This is a genomic window from Sinomicrobium endophyticum, assembly GCF_052983315.1.
Genome location: NZ_JBRKIS010000041.1, coordinates 18991 through 35761, shown reverse-complemented (window position 1 = coordinate 35761; position 16771 = coordinate 18991). Strand labels below are relative to the sequence as shown.

At 45.7% G+C, this 16771-nt stretch carries 11 protein-coding genes; 5 read left to right on the top strand and 6 right to left on the bottom strand.

The genetic code is table 11. From position 1 onward, the window contains the following. Positions 1 to 56 precede the first annotated feature (56 nt). From katG to ACVBDU_RS15425, 3 genes are all read right to left on the bottom strand, one after another. Positions 57 to 2264: a catalase/peroxidase HPI gene (gene katG, locus ACVBDU_RS15435; RefSeq protein ID WP_447180629.1), complete on the bottom strand. Its 2208-nt coding sequence runs from the start codon at positions 2262 to 2264 to the stop codon at positions 57 to 59. 387 nt (positions 2265 to 2651) lie between these two features. After that, the gene (pheT, locus tag ACVBDU_RS15430) at positions 2652 to 5078 is read right to left on the bottom strand and encodes a phenylalanine--tRNA ligase subunit beta (protein ID WP_447180628.1); all 2427 of its coding nucleotides are present in this window, start codon (positions 5076 to 5078) and stop codon (positions 2652 to 2654) included. Between the two features lie 570 nt (positions 5079 to 5648). Then, positions 5649 to 6554: an AEC family transporter gene (locus ACVBDU_RS15425; protein ID WP_447180627.1), complete on the bottom strand. Its 906-nt coding sequence runs from the start codon at positions 6552 to 6554 to the stop codon at positions 5649 to 5651. A 144-nt stretch (positions 6555 to 6698) separates the two neighbouring features. Between ACVBDU_RS15425 and ACVBDU_RS15420 the strand changes: the two genes are divergently transcribed. The 3 genes from ACVBDU_RS15420 (at position 6699) to ACVBDU_RS15410 (ending at position 9537) form a co-directional block, all read left to right on the top strand. Then, positions 6699 to 6947, top strand: a complete 249-nt coding sequence (locus ACVBDU_RS15420; RefSeq protein ID WP_447174962.1) for a DUF6364 family protein — start codon at positions 6699 to 6701, stop codon at positions 6945 to 6947. A gap of 86 nt (positions 6948 to 7033) precedes the next feature. After that, entirely contained in the window at positions 7034 to 7486 is a 453-nt protein-coding gene (locus tag ACVBDU_RS15415; protein WP_447180626.1) for a type II toxin-antitoxin system VapC family toxin, read from the top strand. Between the two features lie 275 nt (positions 7487 to 7761). Next, complete coding sequence (locus ACVBDU_RS15410) at positions 7762 to 9537, top strand: MutS-related protein (RefSeq protein WP_447180625.1); 1776 nt, start codon at positions 7762 to 7764, stop codon at positions 9535 to 9537. 68 nt (positions 9538 to 9605) lie between these two features. Here ACVBDU_RS15410 and ACVBDU_RS15405 read toward each other — a convergent pair whose 3' ends face one another. Together ACVBDU_RS15405 and ACVBDU_RS15400 are read right to left on the bottom strand one after the other, a co-directional pair. Next, positions 9606 to 10301 carry a hypothetical protein gene (locus ACVBDU_RS15405; RefSeq protein WP_447180624.1) on the bottom strand — a complete coding sequence of 232 codons (696 nt, stop codon included), beginning with the start codon at positions 10299 to 10301 and terminating at the stop codon, positions 9606 to 9608. A 548-nt stretch (positions 10302 to 10849) separates the two neighbouring features. Then, complete coding sequence (locus ACVBDU_RS15400; protein ID WP_447180623.1) at positions 10850 to 12868, bottom strand: S9 family peptidase; 2019 nt, start codon at positions 12866 to 12868, stop codon at positions 10850 to 10852. A gap of 235 nt (positions 12869 to 13103) precedes the next feature. Between ACVBDU_RS15400 and ACVBDU_RS15395 the strand changes: the two genes are divergently transcribed. Further along, the gene (locus tag ACVBDU_RS15395) at positions 13104 to 14066 is read left to right on the top strand and encodes a DnaJ C-terminal domain-containing protein (protein ID WP_447180622.1); all 963 of its coding nucleotides are present in this window, start codon (positions 13104 to 13106) and stop codon (positions 14064 to 14066) included. Further along, the gene (locus ACVBDU_RS15390) at positions 14017 to 14298 is read left to right on the top strand and encodes a chaperone modulator CbpM (RefSeq protein ID WP_447180621.1); all 282 of its coding nucleotides are present in this window, start codon (positions 14017 to 14019) and stop codon (positions 14296 to 14298) included. Before ACVBDU_RS15395 ends, ACVBDU_RS15390 begins: the two co-directional genes overlap by 50 nt. 115 nt (positions 14299 to 14413) lie before the next feature. Here the strand turns inward: ACVBDU_RS15390 and recG are convergent, their stop codons facing one another. Next, positions 14414 to 16519, bottom strand: coding sequence for an ATP-dependent DNA helicase RecG (recG, locus tag ACVBDU_RS15385; protein WP_447180620.1), 2106 nt, complete (start codon positions 16517 to 16519; stop codon positions 14414 to 14416). Between the last annotated feature and the right edge of the window lie 252 nt (positions 16520 to 16771).

Below are 16771 nucleotides of genomic sequence, written 5' to 3'. Positions count from 1 at the left end.
ATAACGGTAAAAATACCTCTCTTCAATCGAAATTATTTTCGGAGTGTATGCCGGAATTAAGCCAGGTCAAAACGGTCCAGGTTCATCACCTTGTCCCAGGCGGCTATAAAGTCTTTGACAAACTTGTCTTTGGCATCGGAGCAACCGTAAACTTCGGCTACGGCCCTTAATTCGGAATTGGAACCGAAAATAAGATCGGCCCGTGTTCCTGTCCATTTCAGTTCTCCTGTTTTACGGTCCCTGCCTTCGAATACTTCCGTATTGTCCGGTGAAACGGGTTTCCATTCCGTACTCATGTCCAGCAGGTTTGTAAAGAAATCATTGGTGAGCGTTTCCGGCTTGTTCGTGAAAACACCGTACTGGGAATGATCGTAATTGGTATTGAGCACCCGCAATCCGCCGATAAGAACGGTTAGTTCCGGGGCAGTAAGCGTTAACAATTGTGCTTTGTCTATCAGCAATTCTTCCGTAGATACGGCAAATTTTGTCTTCCTGTAATTCCGGAAACCATCTGCTGCCGGTTCCAGGTATTCGAATGCTTCCACATCGGTTTGCTCTGCGGTGGCGTCCATACGGCCGGGAGTAAAAGGAACCGCTACCGCATGTCCGGCATCTTTAGCCGCTTTTTCCACACCTGTGCAACCTGCAAGTACAATGAGGTCGGCGAGAGAGACTTTTTTATTGCCGGATTGAGAGCTGTTGAAATCTTTCTGAATGTCTTCCAGTATATTCAGTATGATGGACAGTCGTGCCGGGTTGTTTACTTCCCAGTCCTTTTGCGGGGCAAGACGGATACGGGCTCCGTTGGCGCCTCCTCTTTTGTCAGAACCGCGGAACGTGGAAGCGGAAGCCCAGGCTGTAGATACCAGTTGGGATACGGACAGTCCGGCATCGAGTATTCTCGATTTCAGGGCAGCAATGTCCTGTTCGTCTATCAGTTCGTGGTCTACATCCGGAATGGGATCCTGCCATATCAGTTCTTCTTCGGGAACTTCGGGCCCCAGGTAACGTTCTTTTGGCCCCATATCACGGTGTGTGAGTTTGTACCACGCACGTGCAAAAGCATCTGCGAATTCATCCGGGTTTTGGTGGAAACGTCTTGAAATTTTTTCGTATTCCGGATCAAAACGCAGGGAGAGGTCCGTCGTCAACATGGTGGGACGGTGTTTTTTGTTCGGATCGAAAGCATCCGGTATAGTAGCTTCCGCATCTTTGGCAACCCATTGTTTGGCACCTGCGGGACTTCTCTCCAGCTCCCATTCGAATTTGAAAAGATTATCAAAGAAAAGATTGCTCCATTGCGTGGGAGTTTGAGTCCAGGTTACTTCCGGGCCGCCGGTAATGGCATGGGGTCCTACGCCGGTACCAAAACTGTTTTTCCATCCGAATCCTTGTTCTTCTATCGGTGCGGCTTCCGGTTCCGGACCTACATATTCGCCGGGATTGGCTGCACCGTGTGTTTTTCCGAAACTGTGTCCGCCCGCGATCAGCGCCACGGTTTCCTCGTCGTTCATGGCCATTCGTTTAAAGGTCTCGCGGATATCCGCAGCTGCCGATAGGGGATCACCGTTTCCGTTAGGTCCTTCCGGGTCTACATAAATAAGTCCCATTACTACCGCAGCCAGCGGATCTTCCAGGTCCCGTTTCCCGGAATAACGCTTGTCCTCCAGCCAGGTAGTCTCGGAGCCCCAATAAACATCCATTTCCGGTTCCCATACATCTTCGCGTCCCCCGGCAAAACCGAAAGTCTTGAATCCCATCGATTCGAGGGCTACATTACCGGTAAGTACGATCAGGTCGGCCCATGAGATCTTTTTACCGTATTTCTGTTTTATAGGCCAGAGTAACCTGCGTGCCTTGTCCAGACTGGCGTTGTCCGGCCAGCTGTTAAGAGGAGCGAAACGTTGCTGTCCCCCGCCGGCACCGCCACGGCCATCTCCTATACGATAGGTGCCTGCACTGTGCCAGGCCATACGGATAAACAAACCTCCGTAATGACCGAAATCTGCCGGCCACCAATCCTGTGAATCGGTCATTAGCTGGTGCAGGTCGTTTTTTACCGCGGCCAGGTCCAGGCTTTTGAACGCTTCGGCATAATTAAAATCTTTATCCATGGGATCGGAAAGCGAAGAATTCTGACGAAGGATATTTACTTTTAATTGGTTAGGCCACCAGTCCCGGTTACTGGTACCGCCACCTGCTGCTTGTTTTGGAGCACCTCCCATAAACGGGCACTTACTCATGTCGTTTGAGTTGTTTTCCATTTTTATTGTTTTTGTTGCATTATACGTAAGTTAATTTGCTTAAAATTACTAAAAAAACTGCCCTAACTCAATTCTGAGAATAAAATATTATAATAACAAAATCGATTTTAATTATAATACATGTAATTATTATCGTAAAAAACTATGCATCTCACGAGGAATAAGGAAACTATAAATTTTACCATGTGTACTGAAAGCGATATGGACGGGAAAATTATTTTAGTTCTGGCTTTGGAAAATCCGGAAACGGCCTGTATTTCAGATTTTGTTTGTGCTGAACGGGGTGGGAGGAAGGGGGCGGAGGAAGGAGAAGGATATAAAAAAGGCAAAACAAGTGAAGTAAGCACACTGTTTTGCCCTTTATATTATTATTCGGGAGTTATCCGGTTAGCGCAACTCTGCCTGTAATTGTTTTTCAAAGGCCTCACGGAATTTATCCATGATCTTGTCTACCTGTTTATCCGTAAGTGTCTTGTTTTTATCCTGGAAAACGAAGCTTACAGCATAGGATTTCTTGCCTTCCGGAAGTTTGTCCCCTTCGTAAACGTCGAACAGGTTGATATTTTTAAGCAGGCTGCTTTCGGTTTGTCTTGCCGTAGTGTAAATATCACTGAATTTCACCGAAGTGTCCAGCAGAAGGGCGAAATCTCTGCGTACTTCCGGGAATTTGGGGATATCGGTGTATTTCATACCGGAAGTTTGCAGGTGTTCCAGGATGTTGTCCCAGTAGAAATCCGCATAAAGCACTTCCTGTTTGATGTCGAATGCTTTCAGGATATCTGTCCGGACTACTCCTGTATCCACGAGTTTTATTTTATCCGTGTTAAAGGTGATCCCTTCGGAGAAGATATCATTCTTTACCGGGGTAAATTTCATTTCTTCGAAGCCGAGGCGTTCGAGTATGGCAGTTACTATACCTTTTGCATGGAAGAAACCGGTTTTATCGGTTGTCGTATTCCAGCTTTCTTCATTCTTGTTCCCGGTGAAGAACAGGGCGAGGTGTTTATTTTCAACGCGTTCTTCGCCAAACCGGTGATAGGATTTTCCGAACTCAAACAGTTTAAGGTCACCTCGCTTACGGTTTGCATTATAAGCAATTGCTTCCAGCCCGGAGAAGAGTAATGTCCTCCGCATAATAGACAAGTCATTACTCAGCGGGTTGAGCATCGTGACGTTGTTTTCTTCTTTTATTTTGTCGGACAGCGCATTATACCCGGGGGAGGTCAGGGAGTTGGCCATGATCTCAAAAAAGCCCCTGGCTACAAGCAGGTCTGCTATTTTATTCTGTATTTTGTAATCCTCGAACCTGGAAGAATTGGATACGGAAGCATTCAGTTTTTCTCCGAATTTTATATTGTTATACCCGTATACCCTTAATATCTCTTCTATGACATCGGCTTCCCGCTGTACGTCTACACGATAGGAGGGGATGGTAAGGCCCATACCGGCTTCTGTAATATTGTTTACTTTGATCTCTAGGGAACTGAGAATGGATTTTATCACTTCCTCGGGCAGGTTCTGGCCGATAAGACGATTGATCTTCTCATAGTGCAGGAATACCTGGAAGTCTTCGAATTTTTTAGGGTAAAGGTCTACCACATCACTGGTGATCTCTCCCCCGGCTACTTCCTGGATGAGCAGTGCAGCCCTGCGAAGGGCATATTCTACCGTATTGATATCAATACCTCTTTCGAAACGGAACGATGCGTCGGTGCTCAGTCCGTGTCTTTTTGCCGACTTACGGATAGAAACCGGGTTAAAGTAGGCGCTTTCCAGGAAGATACTCGTGGTATTCTCGTTAACCCCGGAATGGACCCCTCCGAAAACCCCGGCGATACACATCGGTTTTTCCGCATCGCAGATCATGAGGTCTTCCGGGCTGAGTTCTCTTTCCACATCATCCAGGGTAGTGAATTTCGTACCCGGTTCTGCGGTTTTAACGATGATCTTATTTCCTGCTATTTTTGCCGCATCAAAGGCATGGAGCGGTTGTCCCAGTTCGTGGAGTACGTAATTGGTGGCATCCACGATGTTGTTTTTAGGGGTGATGCCGATAGCTTTCAACCGGTTTTGAAGCCATTGCGGGGATGGCATAACCTTCAGGCCGGATATGGTAACTCCCGCGTATCGCGGCGTAAGTTTCTTATCCATTACCTCTACATCTATCCGCAACGTCCTGTTATCTACCCGGAAGCTACTGACCGAAGGCGTTATCATTTCCAGGTTAATATCCTGCTGTATCAGTCCCGCACGCAGGTCCCTCGCCACACCGAAGTGGCTCATGGCATCAGCCCGGTTTGGGGTAAGGCCTATTTCAAAAACAATATCGTCTTCGACCTTAAAGATCTCACTGCACAGTGTTCCGGGTACCAGGCTTTCATCCAGCACCATAATGCCATCGTGACTTTTCCCCAGGCCGAGTTCGTCTTCCGCACAGATCATCCCGTGGGATTCTTCTCCCCGGATCTTCCCTTTTTTGATCTTCCAGGGCTCTCCTTTGTCATCGTAGAGTATGGTCCCTATGGTAGCTACGGGTACTTTCTGTCCTTCCGCTACATTGGGAGCGCCACATACGATCTGTACCGCTTCGCCATTGCCCAAATCTACTTTGGTTACTTTAAGCCTGTCTGCATTGGGGTGTTTTTCGCAGGATAACACCTGGCCCACCACAACACCTTTCAGTCCGCCTTTTACCGATTGAAAAGGTGTAATACCTTCTATTTCCAGGCCTAGATCTGTGAGGAGTTCCGCAGTTTTCTCCGCTTCCCAGTCCAGTTTAATGAACTGCTTAAGCCAGTTGTAGGATATTTTCATCTATTTTGAAATTTGTAGCTTAGAGCATGTTTAAAAAGAATTCATCCCGATAAATATCGGGAGGCTAAAAAAATGCCCTTTTTGTTGCCAATGCGCCACCTGGCCCCTTCACTAAAAACAGCCACTGGCTGTTTTCTTAACGTTCGGTCCTGTCTTTTTCTCGCCCCATAGCTACGGCTATGCAGCTCAAAAAAGCCTTCATATGGAACAAAAATCATCATTTTTCGCTACAATCAATCCTTTTTAAACATGCTCTTACAGGTTAACCGGCAGAGGAATGAAGTCTTATCCCTATTTTCTTCTTCTACCGAAGCGCAAAGATAATAGTTATGAAATTCCTATAAAAGCGATCTTTGCTGAATAATGTTGGAGAGTTGATTAGTTGGGGAGTTCGGAGTTTTTTAGTTGGGAGTTTATTGGTTGCGGATGTCAATATGTTAAATCTGTAACCCCCGGTGGCTTCGATACACCCTTCGCTGCGCCCGGGCACTCAGCCACCTCCGTTTCTGCTTTGCAACCTGCAACCTGCAACCTGTAACCTGGAACCTGTAACCTGCAACCTCCCCCAAGCTAACCAATAGCCGGAAGTACGAACGACCATAGGAAAGTAGTGAAAAACGATACCAGTATCCCGATCCCCAGGATTTTGTTGGCCAGGGGAGGGTTGAGGTTGTGGTCGATAGCAATGATGGCCCCGGTGACCATCGGCGCCATAGAGGCTTCGAAAACGCTGACCTGGGTGGTAAGTCCTTTGAAGGAAAAGAGCAGGCATATGACGAAAAGGAACAGGGGGGCAAGAACGAGTTTATAGGATAGGGCAAAAGTGATAAGTCCCCGGTCGGTCTTCCAGTCTTTCAGTGGAAGTTGCATACCAACGGAAAAAAGGGCGAGTGGTACCAGGGTTACGGCCAGCGCATCCAGCACCGGGAGTATGGGATCGAAAGAGAGAAACCGCGGCAGTATAAAAGCGAGTATAAATGCTATAAAGGGAGGGAAGGAGAATATTTTCGTTATAGTGGCACGAGGGTGAAAACTACCGCCATTGGATGCTTTTATGGCGGTGAAAATGGCCAGGGTGGATATAATGATAAAAGTCACCTGGTCGTAAAATACAGCTATGGGAAGCCCTTTATCTCCGAAATAAGCCTGTGTAAGCGGAAACCCGATGAACGAAGAATTTCCGAGCCCGGCAGTCAGCAGCAAAACGGCTTTGGTTTCCTTGTCTAAAGGATGAACCCTGTCCAATACCCGGATACAAAGATATGCCCCCGTCCATACGACTACAGGCATAAATAAAGGGAGTAACAGTTCTTCCGTCCATTCCATTTGCGGCAGGTACTTCAGCGCCACGGCGGGCAGGGCGATATTGATCAGCCAGGCATTGACCGATTTAAAACTGTCCGGGGGCAGCGCTTTATAACGTTTTACCAGGATACCGGAGAGGATACATACGGCAATAAGAATAAAATTGGTCATGTGCCGGTTAGTTGTAATTATTCGAAGGGCAAAGATAGGAGGTATGATGAAATAGATCAGGGAATATCGGTAAATTCAGACGACAGTTTCTATATGTACGGATTATTTTTTTAAATTTGTACGTATAAGTAAAAGTGGGATGAGATGGATACTAAATTGACATTAAAGCTTAATCAGGAAGTTATTGAAAGGGCGAAAAAATACGCTGCGGATAAAAAACTCAGTCTTTCGCGGATTGTAGAATTTTATTTGCAATCTCTTACCTCCGAAAATAAAAATGATGATATTGAAATTTCTCCTTTTGTAAAAAGTATTTCCACGGGCACGAGCATTCCGGAAAACCTGGATTATAAAAAGGAATATTCGGATTATCTGCTAAAAAAATATAAATGAAACCGACATGATTAAAACACAAACATGCTGATTGTTTTAATCGTCAAACCAGTGGAGGTTACATCCTCAATGTTTCGGGACAGGTAGTGACCGTTAAAAAAGCAATAAAAAAACACATGAAAAAGAGGATTTTTATCGATACGAATGTAATGCTCGATTTTCTTGGGGAGAGGCAACCGTTTTACGAAAATGCTGCCAGGTTGGCAACACTTGCTGATAAAGGAAAATTAAAAATAGTGGTTTCTCCGATTTCATTTGCTACGGTAAATTATTTTCTTGCCAAGTTTGAAACACCGGAAATTGCCAAAGAGAAACTTAGAAAGTTTAAAATTATCAGCGATATCTGCAGGTTAGATGAACACACCATAGAAAAAGGACTGAACTCTTCTTTTAAAGATTTTGAAGATGCTCTTCAATACTTTTGTGCTATTGATGCTGATTGCGAAATTATTATTACAAGAAACGGAAAAGACTTTAAAGAATCTTTAATTCCGGTAATGACAGCAGGAGAATATTTGAGCAGTATTCGGAAAAAATAATCGGCAGAAAAAGAAAAGAAGCCTTATAAAGACCGATTCCCGCTTATTACGCGAGTTATCTTTTGTAGTTTTTTGTACTTACTTTATATAACCGCTAAAATCTGTGCTTCGGCTATGAGGGACTTGAAACCTGCAACCTGGAACCTGCAACCTGCAAACCTGCAACCTGCAACCTGCAACCTGCAACCAAAAATTTACAGCTCTACTTATTCTTTTTTAGTAAAAAAGGGCAGCTTTGTGTATTTTAGCCACCAATCCAAAGCAATTCCTTTTCCATGAGTTCACCTTTATCGGTCTATCAAAATAATATCAGTCAATATAAAGAAACCTTAAACAAGGTAAAAAAGCAGTTACTGGTCTCCAGTATGTTCCGGCTGGCGGTGTTTTTGCTTTTTGTATTCCTTATGTACAGTTTCTTTGGCAATACCAGGCTTATGATGGGGTGTATCCTTGGTGGAATTGCCATTTTTCTCTTCCTGGTATCCCGGCATACCAACCTGCAACAGAGAAAACGAAAATTGCAGGAACTGATAGCGCTTAATGAAACCGAGATAGAAGTATTGCATCGCCGTTTCGATCACCTGCCGGACGGAAAGGAATTTACAGATGCCACACATGCGTTCAGCCAGGACATCGATCTTTTTGGTAACCGTTCGTTTTTTCAATACCTGAACCGTACGGCACTGGCATCGGGTAAGCAAAAACTGGCAGCGTTCCTGACATCTAATAATACACAGGGAATCCCTCAAAAACAGGAAGTTGTCCGGGAACTGGCGGGCAAGATAAAATTTCGCCAGGAATTTACCGCTATTGCGCGGATTATAAAAACAGAGACGTCCGCCAGGGTTATTACGGACTGGCTGAAAAATTACCGGACCTTTGTTCCTTCGTTAATGCGATGGTTGCCAATGGTTTTTTCGATGATTTCCGCCGGCCTTATAGCCTCGTATTTCCTGGATTTTGTTTCCGGATATCCCATTTTTATATTTTTTCTCCTCGGGTTGGCGATCACCACCACCAGACTGAAAAAGATCAATGAACTTTCTGTGCATGTCACGGAAGTACAGGATACTTTTCATCAGTATCATCAGTTGCTTGCAGCTATTGAAAAAGAGGAATTTTCATCGGAGCTGCTTCGGGAACGGCAGGAGCAGATTAAAGAATTGTCCAGGGAAGCTTCGGCTGTTTTAAGACAGTTTGCAAAGGCTATAGATGCCCTGGACCAGCGGAACAACTTTATTTTTGGGGCTTTAGGCAACGGTTTTATGTTGTGGGACCTGAACCAGTGTTATAAGCTGGAAAAATGGATAACGACTTACGGGGATAAAGTGGAGGACTGGTTTGAAGTTATTCATTTTACGGATGCCTTTAATTCCCTTGGGAATTTTGCTTTTAATCATCCGGATTACGTTTTCCCCGAAATTAATTCCGGAGAAAATATCCTGAAGGCCACCAGTGCCGTACACCCCCTCATTGATCCTGCCGAAGCGGTAAAGAACGATTACATTATCAGAAAAGAAGAATTCTTTATTATTACCGGGGCGAATATGGCGGGGAAAAGCACCTTTTTGCGAACGGTTTCCCTGCAGATCGTCATGGCCAATACCGGGCTTCCGGTCTGTGCTGAAACCTGTGAATACACGCCCGTAAAACTTATCACCAGTATGCGTACGGTAGATTCCCTGGCGGACGAAGCCTCGTATTTCTACGCGGAACTCAGCAGGTTGAAATTTATCGTGGATGCCGTTAAGAAAGAGGACTATTTTATTGTGCTGGACGAAATATTAAAAGGAACCAACAGCACAGATAAGGCCATTGGTTCCCGGAAGTTTGTCGAAAAACTGGTGGCTTCTCACGCAACGGGCATTATAGCTACACACGATTTAAGTCTGTGTGAAGTAGCCGATAACATTCCCCAGGTGAAAAACCATTATTTTGACGCTGAAATTGTCCGGGATGAACTGTATTTCGACTATAAGTTCAAAGAGGGGATCTGCCGGAATATGAACGCTTCCTTCCTGCTCCGTAAAATGGAGATTGTGGATGATTAAGTTCTATTATTTTTTGGCTGAAGCCTTTTAGGATATTTAAAAATCAGGTTTCAGTTCATGTTTTTCAGTTACATACCGCCACTCATCTGGCTCAACTGCGAATAGCTGATTTCTTTAAATCCTTCGGGAATACTGTAATTAAAGTCCGATGCGTTTACGCCACCTTCTTTGATCTCCGTAGCCTCAAAGGTAAGGTCGGCATCCGGGGTCTGCATGGTATATGCCAGTGGCAACCCGTTTATGCCTTTCATGTTGATGTTCCCCAGGCCGTCTATAGATACGGGTTTTATGGTTTCCGTGTAATACACTTCCAGTTCCATACCTTCTTTTGTTGTGGCTATCGCTTTTTTACAGGAATAACCCAGAATTTCTTTGGTTTCATCCGTAGGTACTACTTTTTCCACCTCAAAGTCCTTGTTTTTTTTGATCAGGTCGTCGTAATCGTCCGGGGTAACCTTGGCGGCCATTTTCTGCCCGAAGAATTCCATAAGTACCAGGCCGGTCCGGCTTTCCGAATTGATAAGGCTTTCCACGTTCATGTTCATTCCCATAGCGTTCATGACCATTGCGGTTTTTGCTTCCTTGCCGGAGATATGAAATACCAGGTCGGCTTCCATGGTGATTTCCCCGGCTTGCGGGTCCTGTGCCTTGGTGGTCATTTTATAGGTAATAACCCCGTTGTCAAATGTCTTTTGAGCACATACTGTGGTCAGTCCTAAGACAAATGTCGCAATAAAGAATAAGTGTTTCAGTCTGTTGTTCATGTCGAATGGTTATAAAGAGCTTGTTTAAATTTTTTTGATTAAAGCAAAAAATTTTAGTACATGACAAAATTTGATTTTTTATACTTTATCGGAAAATCCGTTTTACCCCTCCCGATAATTATCGGGACTAAAGGGAGCCTGATTTTCCTCAATTTTTCCCTTTAGGCGGTGCATTGAGCCCAATCGAAATGGTCGGGGTGAAAATCCCGAAAGCTTTCGGGAGAGGAAAATCTTCCGGGATTGAATTCCGTCATGCACTAATGCAAAAAAGCTTAAATGAGTTCAGAATGTAAATATACAATACGGATTTACATAATCCGGATTCAGGGAAAGAATATTCCTGATTTTCTGACGTCGTTTCTTTCAGGGAAAAGGAAAAGAAGTCTGTAGCAGTTATTTACTTTCTATACATATTAGCCACGGATACACGGATAATTTTAAGGTAACTATTCATATATCCGTGGCAAGACAGACTTTCAGTCCGATGTATTTCCCGGCTTCGGTCGAAATACCGGTTCTGACTGGTTTTCGGACAGCTTCCGGTATCGTTATTTTTTGTGCTTGTCAAACCAGGACAATACGGCGGCAACTTTGCCTACCAGGTTACTCGGCCTGGATGTAATGCCGTGTGAGGCCCCGGGTATACGGACCATGGCGGCATCTACCTTACGGAGTTTAAGGGCAGTATAGAACTGTTCGGATTCGGGTATAGGTGTGCGGAAATCCGATTCTCCTGTGAGTAACATGGTTGGAGTGGTTACATTGCCAACATAGGTCAGGGGAGATCGTTTGAGGTACGGTTCCGGGTTATCCCAAGGAAATTCCCCGAACCAGTATTTGGCAAAGTATGCGGGATTATCGGCGTACAGGACAAAGCTGTACCAGTTGATCACCGGTTTGGCCACCACGGCCGCAGCAAAACGATCGGTGTGCCCTACGATCCATGCCGTAAGCACCCCGCCGCCACTTCCGCCGGTGACAAACAGGTTATCCGTATCTATATATCCTTTTTTGATCACTTCGTCCACACCGCTCATCAGGTCGTCATAGTCGTGGTTCGGGTAATCGTGGTGTATGAGGTTACCGAATTCCTCGCCGTAGCCGGTACTTCCCCTCGGGTTGGTATATAACACCACATAACCCTGTGCGGCATACATTTGTATCTCGGCAGAAAAAACGGAACCGTAGCTGGTAAAAGGCCCGCCGTGGATTTCGAGGATCAGGGGGTATTTTTTGTTCGGATCAAAATCCGGCGGGGTAACGACCCATCCCTGTATGTCCTTACCGTCAAAAGAAGATTTATACCATACTTCTTCTACATCCCCCAGTTTTTTGTAATCGAAAATATCTTTATTCACCTCCGTCAGTCGTGACGATTTTTTTCCGTTGAAAACGGCCAGGTCGGCCGGGTGTTGTGTTCCGCCAAGCGTATACGCGATGGTCCCGTTGGAGGAAACAGAAAAATCAGCTGCATTGTACGGGCGTCCCAATGTGAGTCCGCCTGCGCCTTCGACCAGGGTTTTTATCTTTCCGTTCAGATCTATGCTGCCTATTTTGGTATCGCCTTTTTCATCGTACTGGAAATAGAGGGACTTACCGTCCTTAGCCCAGTAAATATTTCGCACATCCCGGTCAAAATCCCCGGAAATGAGTTTTGGTGAAGAACCGTCTCCATTCATGGTGTATAACCGGGTCATCTGGTAGCCCATATAACGTTCGTCATTCCCAAGGTAAGCGATGGTTTTTCCGTCGGGAGAGATCACAGGATTCCTGTCCGGGCCTTTCCTTGTGGTCAGGGTATCTATGGTTCCGGCATTTATGGAAATACGATAAATTTCGCTGTTATTGGGTTCGTATTCCCGGTCGTTGTGCAGGTTAGCGGCAAAGAGCAGGTGCTTACCGTCTTTGTCCCAAACGGGAGATCCGTAATTCAGGTCCCCGGAAGTCAGTTGCCGCGGTGTTCCGCCGGTGACAGGTAATGTGAAAATATGGGAATATCCTTCTTTCAGGTACCCGGAGCCGTCCGCGCGATATTTCAGGTCATCGATATATTTGGGCGGGTCATTCCATTTGGCACCTTCCGGTTTTTCGGGGAGTTTAATGGCCGTTTGCTTTTTACGGGAAGGGATGAACATGTTAAAGGCCAGGTAGCTGCCATCCCGGGAAAAACTAACGCTTCCGGGAGTGGTTACACCGTTGGTCAACTTTATTTCCTCCCCGTTATCCGGCCGATGCAGGTACAATTGCGTTTTACCATCCTTGTTGGATTTATAAACCACCATTTGGCTGTTGTGCGACCATACCGGTTGTGTGTCGTTATGATTGCCGGTCGTTAACGGCCTGTTATTGCTTCCGTCCGCATTCATTATCCAGAGATTTGACAGGTTTTTGTCTGTCATAATATCAGAGAAGTGCCGTACGTAAACGATTTTCTTCCCGTCCGGGGATATTGCGGGACTGGAAATATATTCGAGGTTAAAAACATCAATGAGCTCCAGTTTGTCAGATACCTGGGCGAAGATAGCATGGCATCCTAAAAGCAGGGGTAGCAGGAATTTTATTTTCATAGTATGGACAGTTAATGAATTTGAAGTTAGTTTTACCAAAATACGAATTTTACACGTGATATGGGTACGTAAAAGGAGAAGTAACAGGAAAATTGGAAAAATCACTTTTTATCTCCCGGTAAAATGCATATTATGCTGTGATATATTCCGCATTTCCGGGGATATTTAATTTTTTTACCCTGTGTAAAACCCTTAAATTGTCCGTATCTTTAAGCTAATAATAGCTCTTTTTGATATGGAATATATAGATTACTATAAAGAACTCGGGCTGGGCAAGAATGCTACCCGGGAGGATATAAAAAAGGCCTATCGCAAACTGGCGCGGAAATATCACCCGGACCTCAACCCGAATGATAAGGAGGCACAACAAAAATTTCAGCGCATTAATGAAGCTAATGAAGTTCTGGGAGACCCCGAGAAACGTAAAAAATACGACCAGTACGGTAAAGACTGGGAACATGCGGAGGCTTTTGAAGAGGCTAAGCGGAGACAACAACAATCGGGCTACGCCGGTAGTTCCGGACCCGGTGCAGGGCAGAGGCAGTATACTTACACCGGCGGAGACGGCGAAGACTTTTCCGATTTTTTCGAATCCATGTTCGGAGGGACAGCCGGAAGGGGAAGCCGCAGGACGGCCGGTTTCCGCGGACAGGACTTCAATGCGGAACTACACCTGGATCTCCGCGAAGTATACAGTACACATAAACGTACACTGACGGTAAACGGTAAAAACATACGACTTACCATACCTGCCGGGGTAGAGAACGGGCAAACCATTAAAATTGCCGGGCACGGGGGAGAGGGTATTAACGGCGGACCGAAAGGAGACCTTTACATCACTTTTGTAATCACTAACAATACGGGGTTCCGAAGAGAAGGGAACGATCTCTATTCGGAAACGGACCTGGATCTTTATACCGCAATGCTGGGGGGCGAGATAACCGTACCTACTTTTGACGGTAAAGTGAAACTGAAAGTAAAACCGGAGACCGAAAACGGAACGAAGATAAAGCTAAAAGGAAAAGGTTTCCCGGTTTATAAAAAGGAAGGAAACTTTGGCGACCTGTACCTTACCTATAGCATCAGGATCCCGAAACAGCTTACGGCGGAAGAGAAAAAATTATTTGGGAACTTCAAAAACAGAGATCATGAGCCAGGAAGAATTAATATCCATCACCACTTTTTGTACGTCTCATAAAATAGAGGTAACCTTTATTCGTCAACTGGCGGCTTATGATCTTGTGGAGATCGTAAACCGGGACAAAGAAGAGTTTTTGTACAGCAGCCATCTGCCAGATGTGGAAAAACTGATGCGGTTACATTACGACCTGCAAATCAATTTAGAAGGATTAAATGCCATACATCACCTGTTACAGCGTATAGATGAACTGCAAAATGAATTAATACGGCTCAGGAACAGGAATTTTTAATGCGGGAAATCCGTAGTAAAGCTTTAATGTCATTATACGATTATTTCCCTGGCGTTTGTTTGCAACGGGCATCCATTGTCCTCCGATCCCTTTCCACAATAAACAAGGTAAAGGATTAACTTATGTAATTCCAGATATTTTTATGTTTGCTCAGCTGCCCGTACGTATATCGTATGATCTTATTTTCTTCCGCGGCCAGGGAGGGATCACGTTTTAGCAGTTGCAGTGCATAATAGCGTGCGGCTTTGAGTATCTGGTTGTCTTTTACGATATCGGCTATTTTGAGATGCAGCACCCCGCTTTGCTGGGTTCCCATAATATCTCCGGGTCCGCGGAGTTTAAGGTCGACCTCCGCTATTTCAAAACCGTCGTTGGTCCGGGTCATGGTTTCCAGGCGGGTTTTGGAGTCGTTAGAGAGTTTGTGGCTGGTCATCAGGATACAATAACTCTGCTCCGCTCCGCGGCCCACCCTTCCGCGAAGCTGGTGTAGTTGTGACAGCCCGAAACGCTCCGCACTTTCAATGATCATTACGGAAGCATTCGGTACATTCACACCTACCTCGATCACCGTAGTGGCCACCATGATCTGCGTTTCCCCCCGTACAAAACGGTCCATTTCATAATCCTTATCGGCAGGTTTCATCTGTCCGTGTACTATGGATATCTGGTATTCCGGTTTGGGAAATTCCCGTTCTATACTGGCATAACCGTCCATCAGGTCTTTATAGTCCATTTTTTCGGATTCCTGGATCAGCGGATACACTACATAGACCTGCCGGCCTTTGGCGATCTCTTCTTTGAGGAAACGAAATACTTTCAACCGGTTACTGTCAAAACGATGGACGGTCTTCACCGGTTTTCGTCCCGGCGGGAGTTCGTCGATCACCGAAATGTCCAGGTCGCCGTAAAGGCTCATGGCCAATGTGCGGGGAATGGGCGTGGCGGTCATTACCAGGATATGTGGCGGAATGGTGTTTTTATGCCATAACTTGGCCCGCTGGGCCACACCAAAACGGTGTTGCTCATCAATAACGGCCAGTCCCAGGTTGTGGAATTTCACTTTGTCTTCCAGCAGGGCATGTGTGCCCACAAGAATATGTAATTCTCCGCTGCGGAGTTGCTCGTGTATTTCCGTTCGGGCTGAAGTTTTTGTTGAACCCGTTAGGATTTTTATGTTTATTCCCAGGTCCTTAACCAATTCTTGAATGCCGTTGAAGTGTTGTGTTGCGAGTATCTCCGTCGGAGCCATGATACAGGCCTGGAAACCGTTGTCCAGGGCAAGCAGCATGGCCATAAGGGCAACAATGGTCTTTCCGGAACCTACATCACCCTGAAGCAATCGGTTCATCTGTGCCCCGGTGCCCAGGTCGTGCCGGATCTCCCGGATAACCCTTTTCTGCGCCCCGGTGAGGGAGAAAGGCAGGTGATCGTCATAAAAGCTGTGAAAATGCTCACCTACGAGGTCAAAAACATAACCCTTGATTTTTTGTTTCCGTATCAGGTTTTTTATCAGGAGTTGCAGTTGAATGTAAAACAGTTCTTCAAACTTTAACCGGTACTGTGCTTTGGCCAGGAGTTCCTGGCTTTTCGGGAAGTGAATGTTAAAGAGGGCCGCCTGTTTGGATACGAGGTTTAATTCTCCCAGAAGGGAAGGGGATAAGGTTTCCGCGAACCTGCCGCCCGTTTCTGTAAATAACTGTTGCATCAGCTTGTTGATGACCCGGTTGGTAATCCCTTTATTCGCCAGTTTTTCGGTTGACGGATAGACGGGTTGCATGGCGGTGCGAAGGCTGCTTTCGTGTTCCGTAAGCAGTTCCATCTCCGGGTGGGGCATGGAAAAGAGATGCCCTATGCGGTTGCAACGGCCGAAAATCACATAAGGTACATTGATACGAACACTTTCGCGTATCCATTTGTGTCCCCGGAACCATACCAGTTCCATTTCTCCCGTGTCGTCCACAAACGTAGCCACCAGTCGTTTTCCACGTTTTTGTTCTACCGTTTTCAGGTGAACAATCTTACCGATAACCTGCACTTCCGATGTGTTTTCCTGTAGTTCGCGTATCTTGTAATACCGGGTGCGGTCTATATAGCGGTTAGGGAACAGGTTAATGAGGTCCTGGTAGGTATGAATACCCAGTTCGCCACGGAGCAGGTCGGCACGGTTGGGCCCTACACCTTTCAGGTAATCGATAGGAGTTTGCAACAGGTTAGGATTCATAAGGACGAAGATAATTAATTAACCTTAAATGTATATACCGGGACGAGACGGATCAGGTATAAAAGTTGTGGCGTTTTTTTAGTTGGTAGTTCCTGATTATAGTGAATAAAAAAAATATTACACGGAGATGCGCAAAGAAAACACATAGATGCACGGAGCAATTGTACTTTGTGGCCGCTCTGTGAAGCTTTGTATTGCTAAAGACTGCCCTTCGGTTCCGCTGAGGGACCTGTAATCCCGGTGGCTGAGTAT